The sequence below is a fragment of the Rahnella sp. 1L-D-7-B-C2 genome, assembly GCF_057290995.1.
This window is the reverse complement of sequence record NZ_JBXAVQ010000001.1, coordinates 721,173-743,980: the sequence shown is the minus strand read 5'-3', so window position 1 is coordinate 743,980 and position 22,808 is coordinate 721,173. Positions and strand designations below refer to the sequence as shown.

16 protein-coding genes and 1 pseudogene are annotated in these 22,808 nt (G+C 50.2%); 12 read left to right on the top strand and 5 right to left on the bottom strand.

Translation table 11 applies throughout. The features are described from left to right. Positions 1-356: 356 nt before the first annotated feature. Entirely contained in the window at positions 357-5,942 is a 5,586-nt protein-coding gene (locus AC0Z7K_RS03340; RefSeq protein WP_485612773.1) for a DUF3320 domain-containing protein, read from the top strand. Between the two features lie 197 nt (positions 5,943-6,139). Here AC0Z7K_RS03340 and AC0Z7K_RS03335 read toward each other — a convergent pair. Next, a pseudogene (locus AC0Z7K_RS03335) lies at positions 6,140-6,304 on the bottom strand (DUF421 domain-containing protein); the annotation flags it as partial. Between the two features lie 118 nt (positions 6,305-6,422). Here AC0Z7K_RS03335 and AC0Z7K_RS03330 point away from each other — a divergent pair. Continuing rightward, entirely contained in the window at positions 6,423-7,418 is a 996-nt protein-coding gene (locus tag AC0Z7K_RS03330) for a LacI family DNA-binding transcriptional regulator (RefSeq protein WP_485612771.1), read from the top strand. A gap of 12 nt (positions 7,419-7,430) precedes the next feature. Here the strand turns inward: AC0Z7K_RS03330 and AC0Z7K_RS03325 are convergent, their stop codons facing one another. The 3 genes from AC0Z7K_RS03325 to AC0Z7K_RS03315 form a co-directional block, all read right to left on the bottom strand. Continuing rightward, positions 7,431-8,870, bottom strand: a complete 1,440-nt coding sequence (locus AC0Z7K_RS03325) for a glycoside hydrolase family 32 protein (RefSeq protein ID WP_485612769.1) — start codon at positions 8,868-8,870, stop codon at positions 7,431-7,433. Further along, the gene (locus AC0Z7K_RS03320; protein WP_485612768.1) at positions 8,867-10,117 is read right to left on the bottom strand and encodes an oligosaccharide MFS transporter; all 1,251 of its coding nucleotides are present in this window, start codon (positions 10,115-10,117) and stop codon (positions 8,867-8,869) included. Before AC0Z7K_RS03320 ends, AC0Z7K_RS03325 begins: the two co-directional genes overlap by 4 nt. A gap of 153 nt (positions 10,118-10,270) precedes the next feature. Next, positions 10,271-11,134, bottom strand: coding sequence for a hypothetical protein (locus tag AC0Z7K_RS03315; RefSeq protein WP_485612767.1), 864 nt, complete (start codon positions 11,132-11,134; stop codon positions 10,271-10,273). Positions 11,135-11,633: 499 nt separating this feature from the next. Here AC0Z7K_RS03315 and AC0Z7K_RS03310 point away from each other — a divergent pair, with 499 nt between their 5' ends. The 9 genes from AC0Z7K_RS03310 (at position 11,634) to AC0Z7K_RS03270 (ending at position 21,116) form a co-directional block, all read left to right on the top strand. Then, positions 11,634-12,431, top strand: coding sequence for a fimbrial protein (locus AC0Z7K_RS03310; RefSeq protein WP_485612765.1), 798 nt, complete (start codon positions 11,634-11,636; stop codon positions 12,429-12,431). Positions 12,432-12,610: 179 nt separating this feature from the next. Further along, positions 12,611-13,114 carry a CS1 type fimbrial major subunit gene (locus AC0Z7K_RS03305; protein WP_413528203.1) on the top strand — a complete coding sequence of 168 codons (504 nt, stop codon included), beginning with the start codon at positions 12,611-12,613 and terminating at the stop codon, positions 13,112-13,114. A gap of 76 nt (positions 13,115-13,190) precedes the next feature. Then, a complete protein-coding gene (locus AC0Z7K_RS03300; RefSeq protein WP_485612763.1) occupies positions 13,191-15,923 on the top strand; it encodes a TcfC E-set like domain-containing protein in 2,733 nt (910 codons plus the stop codon). A 15-nt stretch (positions 15,924-15,938) separates the two neighbouring features. Beyond that, complete coding sequence (locus AC0Z7K_RS03295; protein ID WP_485612762.1) at positions 15,939-17,096, top strand: CfaE/CblD family pilus tip adhesin; 1,158 nt, start codon at positions 15,939-15,941, stop codon at positions 17,094-17,096. Positions 17,097-17,344: 248 nt separating this feature from the next. Beyond that, a complete protein-coding gene (locus AC0Z7K_RS03290) occupies positions 17,345-17,752 on the top strand; it encodes a (R)-mandelonitrile lyase (RefSeq protein ID WP_413528295.1) in 408 nt (135 codons plus the stop codon). 83 nt (positions 17,753-17,835) lie between these two features. After that, entirely contained in the window at positions 17,836-18,891 is a 1,056-nt protein-coding gene (locus AC0Z7K_RS03285) for an NAD(P)-dependent alcohol dehydrogenase (protein ID WP_413528206.1), read from the top strand. A 261-nt stretch (positions 18,892-19,152) separates the two neighbouring features. Beyond that, the gene (locus AC0Z7K_RS03280) at positions 19,153-20,178 is read left to right on the top strand and encodes a diguanylate cyclase domain-containing protein (RefSeq protein WP_485612760.1); all 1,026 of its coding nucleotides are present in this window, start codon (positions 19,153-19,155) and stop codon (positions 20,176-20,178) included. A 48-nt stretch (positions 20,179-20,226) separates the two neighbouring features. Then, on the top strand, positions 20,227-20,577 hold the full coding sequence (locus AC0Z7K_RS03275; protein WP_413528208.1) for a hypothetical protein: 351 nt from the start codon (positions 20,227-20,229) through the stop codon (positions 20,575-20,577). Positions 20,578-20,600: 23 nt separating this feature from the next. Beyond that, complete coding sequence (locus AC0Z7K_RS03270; protein ID WP_485612758.1) at positions 20,601-21,116, top strand: cupin domain-containing protein; 516 nt, start codon at positions 20,601-20,603, stop codon at positions 21,114-21,116. A 64-nt stretch (positions 21,117-21,180) separates the two neighbouring features. Here AC0Z7K_RS03270 and AC0Z7K_RS03265 read toward each other — a convergent pair whose 3' ends face one another. Then, positions 21,181-21,426 (bottom strand): hypothetical protein, encoded by a 246-nt coding sequence (locus AC0Z7K_RS03265; RefSeq protein ID WP_485612756.1) that lies wholly within the window; start codon positions 21,424-21,426, stop codon positions 21,181-21,183. Between the two features lie 341 nt (positions 21,427-21,767). Here AC0Z7K_RS03265 and AC0Z7K_RS03260 point away from each other — a divergent pair, with 341 nt between their 5' ends. Further along, positions 21,768-22,799 (top strand): Ppx/GppA phosphatase family protein, encoded by a 1,032-nt coding sequence (locus AC0Z7K_RS03260; RefSeq protein ID WP_485612754.1) that lies wholly within the window; start codon positions 21,768-21,770, stop codon positions 22,797-22,799. Positions 22,800-22,808 lie beyond the last annotated feature (9 nt).

The following is a 22,808-nucleotide window of genomic DNA, read 5'->3' as shown; positions in this document are numbered from 1 at the left end:
CAGGCATAAATAACTGTAGTAAATTATTTTTTTTGCAATAATTCAAATTATATCTAGTAGCATGATTATCTTGACGGATTGTTTTCTATTGACGTTGTGAATCAAATTATTTTCTTTATCTATTAAGTATATGGCTTTTTGATTTTCTCAAAGTTTTCTTAAACGTATAGTTTTCATTTATAGTAAAATGATCAGATGTTAAATTTTCAATACACCTGCTACTTTTTCAGTAGTAATAGGTTTGTTAATTCCCGCCCTACTAAAAATTTATTTCTGACTATTCTGTTGCTGCAAGACAGGGTGATATCTGCATTTGCGCTGACTTTAATATTAACTCACTGGAAAATATAGAGATTATGGACGTAGATAGTTCACTTTTTCAAAGTCGTCTTTCCCTAGAAGATAAGCTTGAGCGAGCTCGTACTGAGCTGTTGGATCTCGGCGCACGCAATAAGCTTCTAAATATCCCCCGTTCGAAAACTTCTAAAAGTGTAGAAATAATCGGTGAGAGTTCCGAGCAGGTATACCGTTTTCTCTTTAATGAATCCAAGGCCTTTACATTTTTGCCCGGGCGTGGTGCTTCTGATGACGACGGAAAGGATGAGCTTACAGAGGAGTTAACCGAAACAAACCTGCTACAACCTGATGAAGATGCCTGGCAGTTACGAACCGGTCAAACTGATACAAAATTACAAACCAGAATGACGCCAAAAGGTTTGCAAAAAAGATTATTAGATCTTTATCACGACGCAAGAATTCTAGAAGAGGAACAAGGGGTAAATATTCTGTTCCTGACGTTAGGTACGTTAAAGTGGGTAGATCCCAATAATAAAGAAAACATTCGATTTGCTCCTCTGGTTTTACTCCCCGTTACTCTGGAGCGAGGAACTGCTGGTGAAAGGTTTAAACTTAAAATCAGGCCAGAAGAATTATTGGCTAACCTTTCTCTTGAGTCATTTTTGGATAAAATTCATAAGCTCAAATTACCCGCTTTTGATATAGGGGATGATTTTGACATTATAGGGTATATGGACGCTATTGCTGATGCAGTCAGCACTAAAACTGACTGGAGCGTGCAGAACAACGATATCACCCTAGGTTTTTTCTCTTTCGCTAAGTTTTTAATGTACAGAGATCTGGATCCAGATAACTGGCCAGAAGGTAATAAACTCACCGATCAGCCGATTGTTCGTGCATTACTGGCGGATGGATTTGAAGGCAGTGAGTCATTGATTCCGGATGATGTCTCTATTGATCCCTATATTCAGCCCAAAGAAATGCTCCACATTGTGGATAGCGATAGCTCACAAACTCTGGCAGTAAATGACGTCCGGCAGGGGCGAAATATTGTCATTCAAGGGCCACCTGGAACGGGTAAATCTCAGACAATAGCCAATGTTATTGCTTCAGCTATTGCTGATGGAAAGACAGTCCTTTTTGTCGCCGAAAAAATGGCTGCTCTTGAAGTAGTTAAGCGTCGTTTGGATCAGGCAGGAGTAGGGGATGCGTGTTTAGAACTGCACAGTAATAAAGCCAACAAACGTGCTTTTTTAGATGAATTAAAAAGAGTATGGGAACTGGGTTCTCCACGCGGTGAATTCCCCGATGTACTTTTGGAAAATCTGACAAGCGCACGCGATGAGTTAAATGAACACTCGCGCAGGTTACATGAACAATATTTACCCTCTGAACTCACACCTTATCAGGTGATGGGGCAGTTGGTTCGATTACGCAGAACGGGTCAGCAGCCTTCTGATATAACATTAAGCGGGGTATTAAGCTGGTCTAAAAATGAATACAACAAACGACTTGAATTAGTGGATGAGTTAGTTCAGCGAATTCAAGATATTGGTTTGCCGGATGAACATCCTTGGTTTGGCGTAGGGCGAGAGGAAATATTACCTGTTGAAGTCGAGAGGCTGATACCAAGATTGGCTGAACAAAAACAACAAATTGAATTGTATCAGTCCAAAATGGAAAGTATGGCTATTGCACTGGAAATAACTTCAGTGCCTATATTATTCAATGATGTTGACCTTCTTGAAACCGTTGCAGCCATTGTAGATAACGTTCCCTCGCTGGGTGTGGAAGCATTAACTTCAACTGTGTGGAATACTGATTTCGAAACAATTAAAACGTCGGTTTCGCAAGGGTTTTTATATCAAAAATATATTGCTGATCTTTCGGATGTCATCACCTCAGAAGCTGTAAAAGTCTCTGTAGATGACTTATCAAAATATCTGGTTGCGTTACCTCAGGACTTTATTTTTTCAGGTTTCAAAGCTGCGGAGCTGTTAAAAGATTTACTTCCCAGATTACTCGCTGAGGCTGAACGCCTTCGACAAGAGCTGGGGGCTCAGGGAATTTATGGCACATTTACGGATATTTCTCGTCTGGCCTCGCTAGCACAACGTGTTGCTGACGCGCCTGAAGCCAGCTCGGATGCTTTCATTGCTACTGTATGGGACTACGGGGTTGAACAAGCTTCTGACATTGTTGATGCGATCGAGAATCTGGAAACCGTCAGAAAGAATGTGGGTTCTGGTTTACTGGATATTGCATGGGACACGGAGGTTAAATCTGCCAGACAAGTGTTGGCTACTGAAACCGGAGCCTTTCGTTTTCTCAGTAGCAAATGGCGCAGCGCACGTGCACTGAGCCGATCAATCTTACAGGATGCTAATCTCCCCGTTCCAGATATTGTAAGATTACTCGATGAACTTATTAAAGGCCAAGCAGCGGTAGCCAAAATACGTGAGGGAGATACGTTGGGTCAGTCTGCATTTGGTAGCGACTGGAGGAGCGAACGTAGTAACAGTGAGCCATTGAGAGCGCTTGTCGACTGGATGAGAACACTTAAAGGATTCGGCTCTGAACCACGCGTCTTAGTCAGTCAGTTGGCTGACCGTAGTATCGTTCAGTCACGTGCTCAGAGCGTTTTCAATTTAATGCAACAAGCAGAACCAGAGTTGATGAATCTCTGGAATGCCTATTCACAACGCGCGAGTGATAACTTCTGTAATGAACTGTCTATTACACGCGTCCATCTCAGCACTATCGAAATGCGGGCCAGACACCTGGGTGAGATTGATGAACTTTCCCGCCAGGTTTTACAAAATCCTCCACAGAACATTGGCGCGCGTCTTCAGTTAGTACTTCGCCTGAAGGAATTACAGGAGTTAGGAAAGAAAATATCCGCTTATGCCCCCTTAGCTCAGCAAGCATTTGGTGATGCCTGGCAAGGAACAGAATCTGACTGGTTGCAATTGGAAAGCGCAACTGAATGGATGCAAAAATATTCACAATATCGTTTTGTCGCCGCTAAAGTTTACAGTGAAAGACACGAGATCATTGAATCTGTCAACGGTCTTTCTGATCATAAAAATACTCTGCTGGCAGCAATTCGAATAATAGCTGATGAGCTGAAAGCATCACCCGCCATGCTATTTAAAGCTACGTCTTCTGAAAAATTAGCAATGCAAAGTGTTAGTGATGTCCTCGGCTCGTGGTTGCTTCATTCTGAGCAATTATCTAAATGGGTTGCATACCAACATCGTGCGACTAAGGCGCGTAGTTCTGGTCTTAATGAACTGGTTGATAGGCTGGCAGATGGTCGGATTTCTTTAACTCATGCCAGGCTGACAATGGAAAGGGCATATTACGAATCGGTTCTGGCTAATATGGTTCAACAACAACCTGAACTGGCTCGTTTTGATGGTGAACTGCATTCAAGGCTGGCGTCAGATTTTGCCAAGTTTGATCTTCAGAGAATTAAGGCGGCAAGCTTTGAAGTTGTGCGTGCGCATCATCGCCGCATACCTTCTAAAGAAGGTGGTGCAGGCCCTGTCGGCATTTTGAGAGGTGAAATGGCGCGTAAGCGAGGCCATATGCCGATAAGGCAACTAATGCAGAAAGCGGGTTCTGCAATTCAGGCGTTGAAGCCTGTCATGATGATGAGTCCTCTTTCCGTGGCACAGTTCCTCGTTCCTGGCAGACAGAATTTTGACTTGTTAGTGATGGATGAAGCCAGCCAGATACAGCCAGTTGATGCAATTGGTGCGATTGCACGTTGCAGACAAGTGGTTGTAGTGGGTGATGAACGGCAACTGCCACCAACGAAATTCTTCAGCAAAATGACGGAATCGAGCAATGACGATGATGATGAATCCACTCAGGTATCGGATATTGAAAGCATTCTTGGATTATTTGTTGCACGTGGTTTACCGCAACGTATGTTGCGCTGGCATTATCGCAGCCGTCATCAATCCTTGATTGCCGTCTCAAATAGTCAATTTTATGAGAACAAACTCTTCATCGTTCCAAGTCCTTACACTCAGGAAGCGGGAATGGGATTACAGTTTTATCCCGTGACCGGGGGCGTTTTCGGGGCTGGAGGAAAGGGAACTAATGTTGTTGAGGCAAAACAGGTTGCCGAGGCAGTCTTGAAACATGCCAAAAATAATCCTGAACTGTCATTAGGTGTTGCCACGTTTTCAGTTTCCCAGCGCACTGCGATTCAGGATGAACTTGAAGTATTACGCCGCTTGAATCCTGATTTGGAGAGTTTCTTCTACTCTCATCCAAGCGAACCTTTCTTCATTAAAAACTTGGAAAACGTTCAGGGTGATGAACGCGATGTCATCATGATCTCAGTAGGTTATGCCAAAAATGAGCATGGTTACATGGCAATGCGCTTTGGTCCACTTGGTGCTGAAGGCGGGGAGCGCAGGCTTAATGTATTAATCAGCAGGGCAAAACGCCGGTGTGAAGTTTATGCTTCAATAACTGATGAAGATATTGATCTTGAGAGGGCGAAAGGAAAGGGCGTTTTCGCATTCAAATTGTTCCTACACTATGCAAGAACAGGGAGACTATCGGTTGCACATGCCAGTCATCGGGAAATGGACAGTATTTTCGAAGAGCAGGTAGCTGATGCACTTCAGTTAGCCGGGTATCAGGTTCATCCTCAGGTAGGTATTGCTGGTTTCTATATTGATCTCGGTATTGCCGATCCTGAAATGCCAGGGCGGTACTTGATCGGAATCGAATGCGACGGGATGTCTTATCACTCATCGCGGTCGGCACGCGAGCGAGATCGTCTGCGCCAGGCTGTTCTTGAAGATCATGGATGGATCATCCATCGGATCTGGAGTACTGACTGGTTCCAGAGACCTGAAGAGCAACTGGCTCGTACGTTGGTCGCAATTGAAACTGCTAAGACTGAACTCGCAGCCAGACTTGAGCGAGGCGCGCAAATCAGTCGTGCAGTTCCGGTTGAGATTGTGACTGTTGACCGCGGACCTGTCACCGAGATTGGGCTTGGAGATGTTGAATCTTCTATCTTTGTATCAAATAATTACATTGAAGCAGAGCCTAAGGCTAACTTAGCTTATGAACTGCATGAAACTCCCACAGGGATTCTGGCCGATTTAGCGGAGCAAATTGTTATTATTGAATCGCCTGTCCATTTCAGTGAAGTCGTTACCCGGTTAAGAACCGCATGGGGATTACAACGCTCGGGTGTTCGTATTGAAGCTGCTGTTGAACAGGCTCTTAAAGTAGCTTGCTCCAAAGGTCATATTGTCAGAAATAATGCGTTTCTTTTATATTCTGCTTCTTCCGTGACGATTCGTAACAGACAAGATGTCCATTCTGCAGGGATCCGTAAACCAGAAATGATTGCACCTCAGGAAATTGCAGTGGGGATTTTTCAGGTGATCAAAAGTAATTTTGGTGCATCTGAGGATGAGTTAATTGTCTCAGTTTCGCGAATGCTTGGGTTTAAAGCAACGAGCGGTACCTTGAGAAAAGTTATTACCGATGTTATTCAGGATATGTTGAAAAACAACATATTATTACGTGACCAGATGATGCTTATTGATAACAGATCAAAAAGTGACGAAGTAGCGGGGGTGATCATCCCTGTTCATCTAGCTATATAATTATCCAATGCACTAAATAACTCTTAAATAAAAGACACCTGTGAAGGTGTCTTTTATTATCCTTAGACAACCCTACCGACATACTTTCCCGTCCGTCATGACCAACGTCATCGGCTCCGGTCACAATTCGGCGAGGAAAATGTCGCTGATTTCTTTGACATCCAGTGCCCTGATCTTCTTATTCAACCATTCTTTGTCTTACTGATTGTGTACAAAAGAGAGGTTAGCATGACGCCGAGCATCAGCACGACAATACATTGGTACTGCGGGATAACATCGTTATAAATGACGCCACCGATAATTCTGCCCAAAACAACGTTGCTGATGAGATCGACCGGCGTTATCTGTGAAAGCTGAGTTTCTTGTGCAGCCTTTCAGAGCAAACCCCCTTCGGCCTCTCATCTGCAAGGATATAGGCTTACGCTACGGTCGTTTTTTTGTGTAGGATCAGGGCTGTAAAATTCGCTGATAGGGAGAGGTATGGCTTCGCTGAAAGAAGTAGCACAATTGGCATCGGTCTCGTTGATGACCGTGTCCCGCGCCATTAATGAGCCGCAAAGGCTGAAGCCGGAAACCCTGGCGCGCGTGCAGCAGGCCATTGATGCACTGAATTATGTGCCCGATTTCTCCGCACGGAAAATGCGCGGTAAAAGCAGCAAAGTATCCACGCTAGGCGTACTTGCGCTCGATACCGCCACAACACCGTTCTCGGTTGAACTCCTTCTCTCGATAGAACTCACCGCCCGCGAATTTGGCTGGAGCAGTTTTCTGGTCAGCATTACGTCAAAGGAAGACAGCGAGCGCGCTGTCAGTCAGCTGCTCTCGCAACGCCCGGATGGCATCATTTTTACCACCATGGGGCTGCGCGAAGTCGAGATCCCGGCGCGGCTGTTGGATAAAAATCTGGTGCTGGCGAACTGTCTCAGCCGTGAGCTCGCGCTGCCGGGCTATATTCCTGATGATTTTGACGGTCAGTATCAGGCGATGAATATGCTGATCCGTAAAGGGTACCGGCGTCCGCTGTGCGTTTATTTACCGCAGTCCATTCCCGCGGGCATCCGCCGTCGCGCGGGTGCTGAGCAGGCGTGGCGCGAAGCTGGACTGGCGGAAGAACACCTTCGTCAGCTTCATATGGAAGTGGGGGATGAGCATTACCGTGACGTTGTCGGGATGCTCGAAAAGTTCATCATCGACGGCAAACCAGATTTTGACGTGCTGGTCTGCGGCAATGACCGCATCGCATTTTTGGCGTATCAGGTATTGCTGGCGAAAGGGATTGCGATACCGCAGCAGGTCGCCGTGCTCGGGTATGACAATATGGTCGGCATCGGCGATCTGTTTCTGCCGCCGCTGACCACGGTGCAGCTGCCGCACCGTGAAATCGGCCGTGAAGCGGTGCTGCATCTTATCGAACAGCGCCCCAATCACGGCCTGATAAAAATCGCCTCGCCCGTGCTTGAGCGGGCGTCTTTATAACGTCTTCGCGAATTATCCTGCGCTTAACGTCCAGTATTCACTCTGCACTAACGCCGCCTCACCTTTTTCAGCGAAGAAAGAGAGGGCACGCCGATCGGGCTGCGGGTAAATCCGGCTGCTGAGCGTTGCATCGCCCTGATTAACAAACACTTCCACTGATGAGCGGTCGATAAAGATCCGTACTTCCAGTGTGTCACCCGCTGGCAACGCCACGCTGCGGTGATCGTGGATCCCGTACTGCGGGAAATCACGGCGCAGACACAGCCTTTGCGCCTGTGCGTCCACGAAGACGGAGACGCCGTCGCCCAGTTTTATACCGAAGCTCTCCGCATCAGAAGCGCTGAGATCCCACTGTGCGATGATTTCGATTGCCTGCGCGTTATCCGTTATCCGCACAACGCTGCTTTTGATGACCTGCGGCAGGAGAGGGTGATGATCACGGCGCAGTGTTCGCACCTCGTCCACCGGCATCATGCAAACCTTGCCCTCGCGCAGCTTGAGTTCACGCGGCAGCGTCATGCAGCCCGCCCAGCCTTCCGCCTTCGAAGGCATCACCGATTCCCACATGTCCATCCACGCGATAACCACCCGACGTCCGTCGGCAGCGGTAAACGACTGCGGCGCGTAAAAATCATGGCCGTTGTCGAGTTCGGTGAAACCTTCCAGTACCTCAAAATCCTGACCCGGCTGCCATCTGCCGCGCACGCAGCCGCTCTGGAACAGGTTGCGGTAATCATAGCCTTGCGCTTTGATGCCCTGCGGCGAATACATCAAAATGTGTTCATCGCCCAGCGGGAAGAAATCCGGGCATTCCCACATGTAGCCCGTGTTACCGTCGGCTTTGGCGAGGATGCGATCGAGCGTCCAGGCGAGCAGGCTGTCGCCTTTGTACAGCAACACCTGCCCGCAATCATGTTCATCCCGCGCGCCGATAACCATCCACCAGTAACCCAATTCGTACCAGACTTTCGGGTCACGAAAATGCATGATGTTGTCCGGCGGCGTGAGTACCACACCCTGTTTGGTGAAGTGAATACCGTCCTCGCTGGTGGCAAGACATTGCACTTCACGGATGGCACTGTCATTGCCTTCGCCGCTCAGCCAGACGTGGCCGGTGTAAATCAGGCTGAGTACACCGTTGTCGTCCACGGCGCTGCCTGAGAAACAGCCGTCGCGGTCATACCCATCGCCCGGCGCCAGCGCCACCGGCTGATGCTGCCAGCTAACCATGTCCCGGCTGGTGGCGTGGCCCCAATGCATCGGCCCCCAGTTCTCGCTGAACGGATGGTGCTGATAAAATGTGTGATACAGCCCCTGATGATAAATCAGCCCGTTAGGATCATTCATCCAGCCTGCCGGTGGGGCGAGATGAAAGTGTGGGTAGAAGGTATCGCCGCGCGTAGATTTTCCATTGCGCAACGCCTGTTCTGCGCGTTCCAGTCGCTGTTTCATAAAATCTCACTCTTTTTGAATAACACAGATGGAGGCGTCCGGCTCTTTTCACCGATGAGCAGGCAGCCGGAGATGAGGGTCAGAACCAGCACCAGCATCCCCATGATCATGTAAGTGTCGGCAAAGCCGATCAGGTCGTAGCCGTGCCCGGCCAGCGGGGATAACACACTGGCGCAGACTTGCGTGATGAACTGAAAACCGACCAGATACAGCGTGGCCGAAAGGCGCGGGTCAAAGCGGGTGGTGATGTACTTAAACATGGCAATCAGCAGGATCGGCAGCTCGACGGCGTGCAGCAGCTTCATGCAGGAAATCGTGACGGCATCCGCCGCCAGCCCCGAGCCAAACACGCGCAGCGCCATGATCAGGCCGCTGAGCAATAATCCGTTTTTAGCACCAATTTTGTTAACGACAAACGGCGCGAGGAACATTCCGCCGGCTTCTAAAAACACCTGGAAGGAGTTGAGGAAACCATACATCTCGTTGCCGTTTTTGACGTCCGAGAACAGCGAGGAGAAGTACACCGGAAACTGCTGGTCGTAAACGTTGTAAACGCTGACGCCGGTCACAAACACGATCAGCGCCCAGAAACGCGGCAGGCGAAACAGAGCCACGGCATCAGCCAACTGGAGGTTGGCGGGCTTGCCGTACTCGAGCTGGTTCAGCGCATCGGTTTTCACTTCGCGCAACCGCCACAGCAGCAGCAGGAAAATCACCGCAGAAGATGACGCCATCCAGAAGTTCAGGTTCGGGTTGATGTTAAACAGCATCCCGGCGAAGAAGGTGGCCGCCGCCCAGCCGAGCGATCCCCACATTCTGGCCTTGCCGAACTCAAACCCCAAAATGCGGCTGACCCGCTCGGTGTAAGACTCCAGTGCGCCAATCCCGGCAAAAAACGTCGCGCCGACGTACAAGCCCCCGGCAGCGGCACCCAGCAGAATATTGACCTGCAACAGCGGGGCGAAGATGAAGATAAAAAACGGACCGCTGGCCAGTAACAGACAACCGATGGCCCACAGCAGGTTTTTGCGCAGCCCCAGTTTGTCCTGAATAAATCCGTAAAGCGGCTGGGCGCACAGCGCCGTCAGGGCGATGGCGGAAAAAAACATTCCTGTTTCCGTACCTTTCAGCCCGACCTTTTGACTGAGCCATAGGGAGATTAGCGAAAAGGCGGAGGACCAGGTGTAGAAAAAGCAAAAAAGCAATCCGCTCAGCAATGTGTAGTGACTTCGGTGACTGTTTTTCATGGGCATATCCGTGCATGTTTCGAAGAGACAGACCACATTGTTAACGTTAACTTATTGCTTTTCCCAGACTGAACGATGTGGAATTATGATGTTAATCACAAGTGTTAACGTTAACATAATTGAAGTGTGATCTGAACCACAAAATCTTGTGGTTCAGTGCGCCGGAAGCGGGGGGACACCGGGCAGGCCGCGCAATCCATGCTCGACCATTGCCATGTAAACGGCAAAATAGTTCAGTACCATCTGCATGAAGGTCAGGTGCAGGATGATGGTGTTATTCGGTGTATCGAGCGTCAGTAATCCGCCAACTTCTGCCGCTTTCAGGCATCGTTTGATGTGCGAACGGGACACTCCACACTTGAGCGAGGCTTTCAGGTAGTTGTACTCGATCACCGCCGTCTGCTGCCTGATGCTCTCGATGTACAGGTCCATTAGCAGCATGTGCCCGGCATCCCTGAATATGAACTCCTTACAATCGGGTACCATATCGAAGAGATACACCTGACTGAGGGTGATTTCGGCATATTTATGGAAATAATCAGCCATGAAATTTTCCATTTTCAAACATCCCGATACATCGAAATCCGGATAAAGCATTCCGTAGGGGATCATCATGGTATTAATTAACGCACGGGTTTCATCAAGCGCTTTTGACGTCACCTGATAGTTTAACTTTCGCTTATCCTGCGGATCCTTTTTAACGTCCATACGACCGCCAACCCGGATAAAGAGCAGAAAAGAATCGATCGTATTGTCGCTGATTAAACCCGTTTTCTTGCAAAAATCTTTGACGTGGCGAAGCGTCGGTTTTTCTGTCGTGAAAAAATACGCCATGATGGCAGAACCGATAATAAAACGGTTTGCTTTAAAAATAACCTTAAAATAGAGAGGTTTAGTCAGGTAAAGTCTGAACAGAAGTTTATAGTGCTTCTGCATGACTGCCTCAATATCTTTATGGGACTTAATTGCTTCTGCTCGGTGAGAAATTAATTCTGTGAGTTGTTGTTTGCTCTTCATATTGCTGCTTACTTTGCCTGGTTCCATAATACAAATAAAAAAACATCGCAATTGTTCTTTAGCGTTAATTTAAAGTCCGTTGAGGAACGGTTCATTATGCTATATGGCAACATTGGGTGTTTAGCGATTTTTGTTAAAATAAGGAAGGGTCTTTATTGCCCTTCTCAGGATAATCCTAGCACTAAAGTGACTATTTTGCATAAACTCTGATTTTATTTTCACCAGTTATAATACTTTCAAAAGTCAAAGTCTTATTTTTTACATGGATATTTTAATCAGTTATTTCATTGAGTTAGGTAGTTTTTTTTACGACATGGATTTTCTGCCGTTTCTCTTGAAAAAATTAACCACAAAAATGGACAGTGACATAACAAATCCTGTGTGAGAATTTTCTTATCGCCAGGTTATACCCGTGGGTTCAGATGTCCGGGTTAACAGGGGTTCTCTCAGGAGGGGGAATTACCGGCACGTTTTTTAATGGATTTTATAAGGATTTATCATGGAAGAGTCACGTCATCAGACCCTGCATCACGGCAATTCTTTTGCGTTATTTTGTAAAAAGAAGTTCGCCTGGCTACTTCGTTTATCTCTGATATCAATGACTTTTTTAGCCATCCCTGCTGCTTTGGCAAATATGAGTGTCTATCCTATGGAAGTGACGCTAAATAGCCAGGGCGCAGCGCAGGTACAGACCCTGTCGCAAAGCGGTGAAGCGCAGTTTATTAAAGTCAGTATTAAGCGAATAGATCGTCCTGCGACACAATTTGAAAAAGAAACATTGATAGAAGATGCGGTTTCACGCTCTCTGATTGCTACGCCGGATAAATTCGCGCTGGCATCAGGTTCGCAACGCATCATTCGTCTTATTTCGCTACAACCTCCGGAGAAAGAGACCGCCTGGCGTGTTTACTTCGAGGCCGTCGGTGCGCCGGAAGAATTGAAAGATAAAACAGTTCAGGAAAATAAAATCAGCAACCAGGTAGGTATCAATTTAGTCTGGGGCGTACTGGTTCATATTCCGCCGAAACATGCTGTATTATCTCTTATACCCTTATCATCGGGTGAAGTTAAAAATGATGGCACCGTGCGCATGGTGATCCGCGAAGTCGCTCTCTGCTTGCAAAAAAATAGCAGCGGCAGCTGTCAGTGGAAACAGGAACACGCCACGGTATATCCGGATGAGGCATTGCGGTTTAAAGCATGGACGCCAGCGGAAGTAAGCGCAGCACAGGAAATACGAATTAAATATGTTGATCAGAAAACGAGAAATATGAACGAGTATATTCTCGGAAAATAATCAGCTTATTCTAAGGGAATAACAACCCGTTTGTTATAAAGCAGTTCATTATCAACGAGACGGTCATTGATGCGCGTCATTCTTCAAGCCGCAGGTGCGTTGGCTATGTTCAGTCGCCTTCCTGTAGCGAGAATTATCTGGCGTATAGGGCCATTACATGGATTTTCATGGAGCTAAAAATGCAAAAATTAATCAAACCACTTTTCATCGCTGCTGCGTTAACGGCTGCATTTAATGCACAGGCTGTGCAGAAAGATATTACTGTCAATGCAAACGTTGATTCGACGGTAGATATGACTCAGGCTGACGGTACTGCACTGCCAGGCACTATTAATATGCAATATATTCCTGGCCGTGGTTTATCTACTTATTCACTGGATACTAAAATCTGGTCGAATTCTTCTACCGCCAATATCAACGTGGCACTGGTGAGCACTGCCCAGCTAAACGAAACCGTGACCGGTACCGCCGTTCCGTTGAAAGTCACGCTGGGTGCAGATCTGAAACCGATCACCACCACGGCAACTTCCCTGACTTATGCATCCCTGTTTCCGGCGGGTACTGCGAACGGTTCTTCCGTTCTGCCACTGAAAATCTCCCCGGCAACCGTATCGCCTCTGGCGACCGGCACCTATTCCGGCGTGGTCAGCCTGTTAATCACACAGGCAACGACGTCGAGCTGATTTGCCGGAGTTGACTGATCGATTATTTCGGGGGGCAGTTCGCCCCCTTGTTATTCTTTTTCAGCAGGACGCTGTAATGAAGGTCAATATTCGCGTTGTTTTAATAGCCTCTTTCATTACCCTGATCCCCTTTCTTTCAGCCCGTGCCGCCACTCAGGTTCCACCAGGTTTTGAATCGCTGGTCACCGGCCAGACGCTGTGGGTCAACCTTTCTGTCTACGGGCAATCGCTTGGACTTTTTGAAGCCTCCGTTAACCTCGATACCGTCACCTTCCTTAAACCGCAAGAGGTGGCGCAGGCGGTAATGGCGCATTACCAAAAAAATTCTCAGCAGCAGGCGGTGTTAAACACGCTGATCCGCCAGCCTCTGGCGCGGAACGGAAATCTGGCGTGCAGCAGTAACGGCGGCGTGGCAGGTTGCGACTATCTGGACACGGATTCGGTTGCGCTTATCTATGATGAAAACAATGCCAAAGTCGCGCTGTTTCTTGGCCCCGAGTTTGTACCGCTCGCCGCCGATAACAGCTCACCGTACTACGAACAGACGGCAGAAACGGAAGCGGCGTTTATCCATCAGCAGAATATCAACTTCGTTACCAACAATGATGATCAGACGTTGTCCCTTCAGGGCGCGGGTGCGCTCGGGCTGACGGAAAACAGCTATGCCGGTATTGACTGGGATTATCTGGCGCAGAAATATCGTCAGCAAAATCATCAGGATGTGCGTTTTAACAACGTCTTCTTGCGCCGTGACGTCGGCAAACGCTATTACGTTCAGGCGGGGCGTATGGACTCGCGGGATATTTTCAGCAACGCGGGCGGAAATATTACCCTCAGCCAGTTGCCGCTCAGTACCATCGAAGGCGCGCGCGTCGGTTCCACGCTGGCCTGGATGAACAACTCGCAGGCGGCGCAGGGCACACCCGTGACAGTGTTTATCACCCGCCCGTCACGCATTGATGCCTATCGCGATCAGCAACTGCTCGGCACTTTTTACCTGAATGCGGGGACACAGAACCTTGATACCACCGCATTCCCCAATGGCAGCTACAACGTGACGCTGCGCGTGTATGAAGATAACCAGCTGTCGCGTACCGAGCAGGTGCCTTTCAGCCGCACGGGCAATGCGACCAGCCAGAACATCGAATGGTTTGTGCAGGGTGGTGCCATTCCTGACCGCGGGGTACAGGGCAACGGCGCAGAATCACGAAACGGTGCCGACCGCCGCGTGATGCAGGCGGGGATCAAAGTGCCGCTCAGCCGTGAAGCCGCGCTGACCGGCGGTGTGGCCGCGACCAACCGCCACCATTTTGTCGAAAGCGCACTCGACTGGAGCCACGGATTTGATAACCCGCTGCTCGACGGCATTCTTACCACCCGCTTCAGTTACCTGAAGGGCAGCGAAGGCTCGCGCGGCAATATTCAGCAAGTCACCTATAACGACGGTTTTTCCCTCAGCTTTTACCGCAGCGCGCTGTATGCGCAGGACTGCTACAGCAATAACGGCGGCCAATACGGTTTCAGCGGCTGCTATCAGAGCAGCAGTCTGATGTTCAGCGTGCCGGTGAAAAGCTGGTACGTGAATGCCGGTTACAGCGCCAGCAAAAATGAAGGTCGCAATGTGATCCCGGCGCAGCTCGATGATAACGACATCGTACCGGTGTGGACTCGCCGCAGCAGCTATAACAAAACGCAGACGACCACCTGGCAGGCCGGATTTGGGCGCGGGTTCAGCGTCGGCGGCATCAACATCAATACCAGCGCCAACTTTTTTACGCGCACCAGCAACACCGGCATGAAGCGCGATAATGGCGGGTTTCTCTCCGTTTCGCTCTCGCGGGTCAGCACGCCGACGATTAATGCGCGCTCGAACTACAGCTCGGTAGGCATGACTTATCAGACTGACCGCAGCAGTAAGGATCAGGTTGGCTATAACGTCGCGCAAAACTGGTATTTCGATGCGCAGAATCAGCAGGAAATCGGCGTGAATCTCAACGGGAATCAGGACAATACGCTGAATGCTTCGGTCTACGGAAAAACCAGCGGCGAGTACGGCAGCGGCAGTCTGGCGTTCAGTTCCGCCTCTTCCGGTGCGTCCGGCCAGCGTTTAAGCAGCAGCGGCAGCTATAACTCCTCAATGGCGGTGGCGAAATCCGGTTTGTACTGGGGCAAATGGGGCAACGGCCTGCCCGGTGCCGCTGTCGGGCTAAACGTCGTGAGTACCGATGACAGCCGGGATACCCGCGTGGATGTCTCCGTTGACGGCGCGGGCAGCGCCAGCCTGCACGGTACCGGACGTACCTTGTTCAGCGTACCGGCGTATACGCAAAGTAATATCAGCATCAATGATTCCATTGAATCCACCGCCGGTATGCGCAGTGAAATCACGCAGGGTGCCGGACGCCGGACACTGTTTATCGCGCCGGGCCGGATGCTGGTCAGCAAGGTGAATATCGTCTCGCGCTATACCTATCTCGGCAGGCTGATGATCAATCAGCAAACGCCGCTGGAAGGCGCTACGCCGCTGAATGTCGCCAGCTGGTCGGGATTAGGGCAGGGCGGATTCACAGCGGAAACCGATCACCGCATGAAGAATTTATATATGGCGCGTGGCATGCAGATGTACCGCTGCGAATTGAAGGTGAAAAGCACGCATGACGTTGTGCGTTACGTCGGCGACAGCGACTGTAAAACGGTCGAACTTGCGTCGGTGCCGCAGGACGTTCAGCAGCAGGCAAAAATGCTGATCGCTACCCGCCGGACGGATGAAGGTCCTCTTGCCCGGGCAGAGTTTTCTTCGCAGGAATAACAATAGGGATTTTGTATGAAAAGTAGATTTCTTGCCGGTCTGGCGCTGATGTGCCTGATGTGCGGAGCACAGGCGGCCTCGCTCACGCCGTCAGGACGCAACACCAGCGTCGCCGTGTCCTTCGACCGGATGTCCGTACCGGCGCAGTTGCCCATCTGGACCAACGAAAACGGTGGCTATGACACCACCAACGCGCCCAGGTGGGGGCGAAACACGCTGGTTTGTCAGTCACGAACCAGCAATCAGTATGGTGCCTGCCTGACGTTTCCGGTCTGGCTGGAAGCGTCCCCCGCGCCGTATCCCGTACCGGTTTTATTTACCGAAAGCACCACCAAACAGACGCTGGTGCTCAATGTCTATATGACCAAACGAAGATCGCTTAATAACATTGTCGTGGCCACCAATCTGGTGCCGCTGAATGCCTTTGGCGGCGAAGTAACGCCGAGGGGCGACGGTACGGATTACTCGGCGTATCTCCCCTCGTCGGAGCTGAGTAAATTCCCTTCCGCCGGAACCTGGAGCGGAACGCTCAAAATGTCGCTGATGCAATGGCCCGTAACCTGTACCGGGAATTCGCAGAATGTGAACGTGGGCTGTACCAACGTAACCAAGCTGGGTGACTGGATCGCCAGCATGACATTCAAGGTGACGGATTACGGTAATCAGCAGATCTATCTGCCCGAGTTTGGCAATGCGGCGGCGAATGTGGATCTCGGACTGAAAATCTTTCCCGGCGCCCGCGCCACCACCACCGTGAGCGGCAGCCGTTCGCTGGATATGTGTCTTTATGATGGCAATAATTCGGACAGCAACCGCGTAAGCCTGATCTTTCAGGACGAAGGCTCCACCGCGCCCTCCAGAGCCACCGGATTGTTTTCGTTATATCTCATCGGCGGGAATAAAAATCTGGCACAAGATCGTCTGGATTATTCGATAGAGGTGATTAATCCGCTGACCAGGGCGCGGCAGATAGTGCAGAACGGCACTGAGGTCATCTGGAGCGGCACCAATAAAGGCGTATTACGGCGCGTCGTTTTACCGGGGCAGCGAAATTCCGTGTTGTGCGTTCCCGCACCGATGGAATTAATTACGCCGTCTTTCACGTTATCGTCGAAAACGGCGGGGCGTTATCGCGGTACTCTGAGGATTATTTATACCCCGACGACGCAATAGTTCTCTGACAATATTCACAACTCATGACGTTGATTAATGAATTTTGCTCATAGGTGCTTTCATATTTTGCCATCTAGTCCGCACACGCGAAGGGCGCTAACGTAGTTCAATCAATCATGAGTCTGTAATGGCTCGGGCATAACGTGGCAGGAGAAAGTGACATGAATGCCTTCAAAGCAACTACGCTTTCACTATCAATGATGATGTCCTGCATGGCCCCGGCAGCGTTTGCCGAAGCGGAGAATAAAATGAACGACGCAATCAGAATCACCAAAAGCGGTTCCACGCCTTCTCAGAGCGGCCCGGAAAGTTACTTCACCGGTAAAGTGCGCATTGATGCGCCGTTTAGCGGCACGGAATCTGCCCGCGTTGGCGGCGCCACCGTGACCTTCGAACCCGGCGCGCGTACCGCATGGCACACGCATCCGCTGGGTCAGACGTTGATCGTCACCCACGGTCGCGGCTGGTTACAGGAAGAGGGCCGCGATGTTCGCGAAATGAACGTGGGGGATATCGTGTGGATCCCGGAAGGGGTGAAACACTGGCACGGCGCGACGCCGGAAAACGCGATGACGCATATCGCGATTGCTGAATCTCTCAACGGCAGCCCGGTAGAGTGGATGGAAAAAGTGACCGACGCGCAGTATCAGAAATAAAGAACAGGTTTTCATTTTTGACAACATCCTGTCCGGATTATCCGGACGGGATTTCTTACTTTCTACCTGTACAGGAAAATATCATGACCCTGAAAGTGCTCGGATACGCTGCCCAGTCAGCGAAAGTGCCATTAGCGCCCTTCGAATTTGAACAACGCGAAGCCCGCGCCGACGACGTAGTGATCGACGTAATGTATTGCGGCGTCTGCCATTCAGATTTACATCAGGCCCGCAACGACTGGGGATTCAGCACTTATCCGCTGGTGCCCGGCCATGAAGTGGTGGGCCGCGTGGCGAAAGTCGGTAAGAACGTCACCAAATTCAAAGTCGGTGATTACGCCGGGATCGGTTGTATGGTCGATTCCTGTCGCACGTGCAGCCCGTGTGAAAAAGGGCTCGAGCAGTATTGTTTAGAAGGCAACACCCAGACCTATAACAGTGTAGATCGCCACGATCATATGCCGACTTACGGCGGCTACTCCAAATCCATCGTGGCGAGCGAAAGCTTCGTGCTGAGAATGCCGGAAGGCATCGACCTCAAAGCAGCCGCACCGCTGCTGTGCGCCGGTATCACCACCTGGTCGCCGCTGCGCCACTGGAATATCACCAAGGGAAGCAAAGTCGGTGTGGTCGGGCTCGGCGGTCTGGGCCACATGGCGCTGAAACTGGCGAATGCGCTGGGTGCGGAAGTTACGCTGTTCACCCGTTCCGCCGGCAAAGCAGAAGATGCCCGCCGTCTGGGCGCGCACCACATCGTGGTCTCCACGGATGACGCGCAGATGGCCGCGACCAAAGGCGAGTTCGATTTGATCATCGATACCGTGCCTTACGTTCACGACATCAACCCGTACATGCCAACCCTGAACATCGACGGCACTCTGGTGTTTGTTGGTTTCCTCGGTGACATCAGCCCGATGCTCAGCACGCTGTCGATGATCCTTGGCCGCCGCTCCGTAGCCGGTTCATGCATCGGCGGCATTGCAGAAACCCAGGAAATGCTCGATTTCTGCGCCGAACATAACATCGGTTCTGACATCGAAATGATCAGCATGCCGGACATTAACGACGCTTACGAACGTATGCTGAAAAGCGATGTGAAATACCGCTTCGTGATTGATATGGCGACGCTGACGGCGTAAGAAATCTGCTTCTGACACTGTAAAACGACTCTTTCGGGAAAGCTTCCTGATGGGGTCGTTTTTTATTCCCAATGCACCGCTATCCCAAATTTCTGCGCTAAACCTATAACTCTCTCTAAATAAGTCAAAAACACCCCGTATTCCCCCCATTAAAACCGATGCTTTAACTAGATGACTCATCACTAACTCGACTACTATAAAAAGAATTACATTCAGCGAGCTTTGTCAGGTATGCCACATTTTTTCCCGGATGAAAGTCACGTGCGTGAACGTTCTGATCGTTTTTTACGACGAATGTATCTGATGCGCATGCTGGGCACTTTCCTCTGCTTTCTGCCCATTGCCTCTGTGCTTGAAGAGCGGGGTGCATCCTGGCTGCCGATCAGTCTGCTGGTGTTCAATGGGTTTATCTGGCCACACGTCGCGATGCTGATTGCACGGCGGTCTAAAAAGCCCAATCAGGCCGAGTTCAGAAATCTGGCGTTTGACGCCGTCGCCGGTGGCGCATGGGTCGCGCTGATGGGCGTCTGTCCTCTGCCGTCTGCGGTGATTACGTCCATCCTTATTGCGGATCGTTTTTCCGCCGGTGGCTGGCGTCTGTTACGCCGTGCGATGGCGTTTTACTGCATCGGATTTATTGTCTGCTGGCCGTTCTCGGGGATGACGTTTTATAACGACGTTACCGTGCGCACTCTGTGGCTGACGTTACCCCTTTCGACGATTTACATCATCGCCTTCAGCGCGGCCAACTATTCGATCTCCAGAAAGTTGCGTGATAAACAGCATGAGCTGGAGAAAACTGCGCTGATGGATCCGTTCCTCGGCCTGCCAAACCGGCGGTTGCTCGACAGGCGGCTGATGCTGGAGTTTGATCGTTCCAGACACGATCTTTCCTGCCTGATGGTGCTCGACGTCGATGATTTAAAAATGGTCAATGACCTGTTTGGTCGTGAGGCCGGGGATTATGTGCTGCGTTCGGTGGCGACGATTTTGCGTCAGGAAACCGGCGAGCACGATTTCCCTGCGTTGCTGGGTGACGATGAGTTCGTGGTGATCCTGCCGGGAATTTCCGAAGAGGAAGCTTACGCAGTCGGATACCGGTTATTGCTCAAAGCTTCAGAAATCCGGCTATCGCAGGACGCCGGTTTCCAGTGCTCTCTGAGCGCGGGCATCGCAACCTCGCGCGGGCGGGAAGATTACCACCAGTGGCTGGCCGCGGCAGAACACGCCGTAGCGGCGGTAAAACAAAATGGCAAAAACAGTATTGGCAGCGCAGGCAGGGCTTAAGCCTTTCCTGGTCTACACTGATTTGGAATACATTTTTCGGGATGAATAATGATGAAAAATATGAAAATAGTGATGATTGCAGCGGTTATGAACGCCGGTTTTCTGGCAGGATGCTCAAGTATTGATGAACCCGTAGGCGAGCAAACCTATCGCCCGGCAAAGTTCGATGAATCTTTTGCCCAGGGGCAGGCGAGTTATACCTCTTCCGTATTTTCCATTCTGGAACGTCACCGCCGGGCGGAGACTTACAAAAAGATTTTCGAGTTTTGTAACGGCAGATTCCAGACGCTCGGCGAAAGTAATGACGGCGAAAAGGTTAACATTCGGTTTGCCTGTCTGCCGAAGGAGCTGGCGCAAAGTAATTATTCTGCGCAGCCGGGATTACCCACGCATTATTAAACTTACTGATATTTTGAGGCGCTATGAGCAAGGAACGACCTGATTTTATCCGTCACTGGACGGAGCTCGAAGGCCCGGACGACGGCAGTTATCCCGGCGATGATGAACTGATGTCGATCGGTGTGCCGCTTGGAAAATCACTCGGGCTGACGCGCATTGGTATCCATCATGAGCGGCTGCTGCCGGGGCGTCGCACCAGTTATCCGCATGCGGAAAGTGCTGAAGATGAATTTGTGTATGTCCTTGAGGGGCATCCGGATGCGTGGATCAACGGGGATTTGCATCCGCTGAAACCGGGCGACTCGGTGGCTTTTCCACAGGGAACCGGTATCTGCCATACCTTCATCAACAACACCGATGAAGAAGTGCATTTGCTGACGATCGGTGAGGCGAACAAAGCGGAAAACCGTATTTACTATCCGAAGAATCAGCAATATGAAGCCACCCGCAAAGACCGCTGGCAGGATGTACCGCCGCAGGAGTTTGGTGAGCATGACGGGCTGTCGGATCAAAAAAGAGGCAACAAAAAGCCGGTGTGATAACCGGCTTTTTAAGGTGCGTGTGACGCGGGTTTTGCAGAGTTCATCATGTTAACAAAGGTCTTCATTGGATAGAAAGCGACTGCCAGCGCTGCTGACAATACGGCATCATGCGGTGGATCTTCAGCGTCTGCGCTTCATGGCGGTTGAGCGAGTAACCTTCCGGCGTGATTTCCAGCGTATCACCGGTTTTCAGCGAGAAGTTGTTATCCACCGACAATATCAGCTTCAGGTTTTTAAACGCCTGAATGCAGATGTATTTGAGTCCTGTGTGCGGGATATTCAGGATATCTATAATTTTCCATTCCATACTTCCACTCCTTTCTGAAACTGCCTGATTTTCGTGCCTCATTTTTACCTCATAACCACGTCATTTTTTGTCATCACAAGGTAATGATTTCTTTATAGGCGTTCCTATAAGTTCAATGCATGAGCTGACTCACAAAAAGGAATAGCCAGATCTCCGTGGGATCTCAGAATGGATTTTTTAGGACAAAGTGCAGTGGTTTTTGGTTTTTTAGGCCAGGGAAATCGTACGTTTTAAGAAAGTCGCCGTGTGTTCAGAAAGCAAAAAAGCTTGAAATCACAAGGATAAAACGGGTATTCCTGAATGCTTTATGATTTTTGTTATATTTTTCAGGGCAGGATGAGATGAATCACACACGTAAAAATCTTCTGGTTATTGTATTCGCGTTAAGCACGTTCTCTGCGTGGGCAAACAACTGTATTGAAACCCGTGCGGGTATCGATATGGGTTCCGGCACCACCAAAATTCAGGTCGCACAGGTGGATATTTGCCGCCACCAGCTGGGGAAAGTGCTGTATGAAGATCAGCGCCCGCTGGGCTTTAACGATGATTTAGGAAAATCTGGCAATAATCAGTTAAGTGCCGCCATGCAGCAGCAGGGCGTGACCGCGCTCAGGGAGATGGTTGATAAGGCGCGCACGTTCCATCCTCAGCGAATTACCGGCGTGGCGACCGCGGTGTTCCGTTCAGCGTCAAACGGCCAGCAGGTGATCGACCAGTTCAACCAGCAGGCACAGATCCAGCTGCGCATCATCACGCAGGAGCAGGAAGCTGAGCTGGGGTTTATTTCGGCGAAAGCCGCGCTGCATGACAACAACGTCAAAAATGAAGATTTGCTGGTATGGGACATTGGTGGCGGATCGATGCAGATGACCGCCTTTCGCGAGCAAAATGGCAAGACGGTGACCGATATTTACCAGGGGCGTCTGGCCTCGGTGACGCTGAAAGAATTCATCATCAGCGTGCTGAAAAATCAGGAACTCGACAAAGCGGCGTCGCCGAACCCGATTGGTTCGCTGCGTAATACCGTGCTGCGTTATGTGAATTTCTACGCACGGACGCACGTCAGCCCGCAGATCAAAGAGGATGCTAAGACCCGTCGGGTGATCGGTATCGGCGGCGTTCACGGCTACTCGGTCAAAGACCAGCTGCGTTCTGCCAACAAGACTCATCGCTCAAACAATACTTACACCTTAGAAGATCTGCAGCGGGTGTCGAAAAATCAGGTGTGGAAAGGCGACAGCGAACTGGCCGGTGAATATCGGGCGACCGACGTCAGCAACTTGTTGCTGGTCGAAGGGTTTATGCAGGCGCTGAACATTCCGCAGGTGACTGTGGTGAAAGCCAGCCTGATTCAGGGCATTCTGGTGCAATAAGGCCCGTAT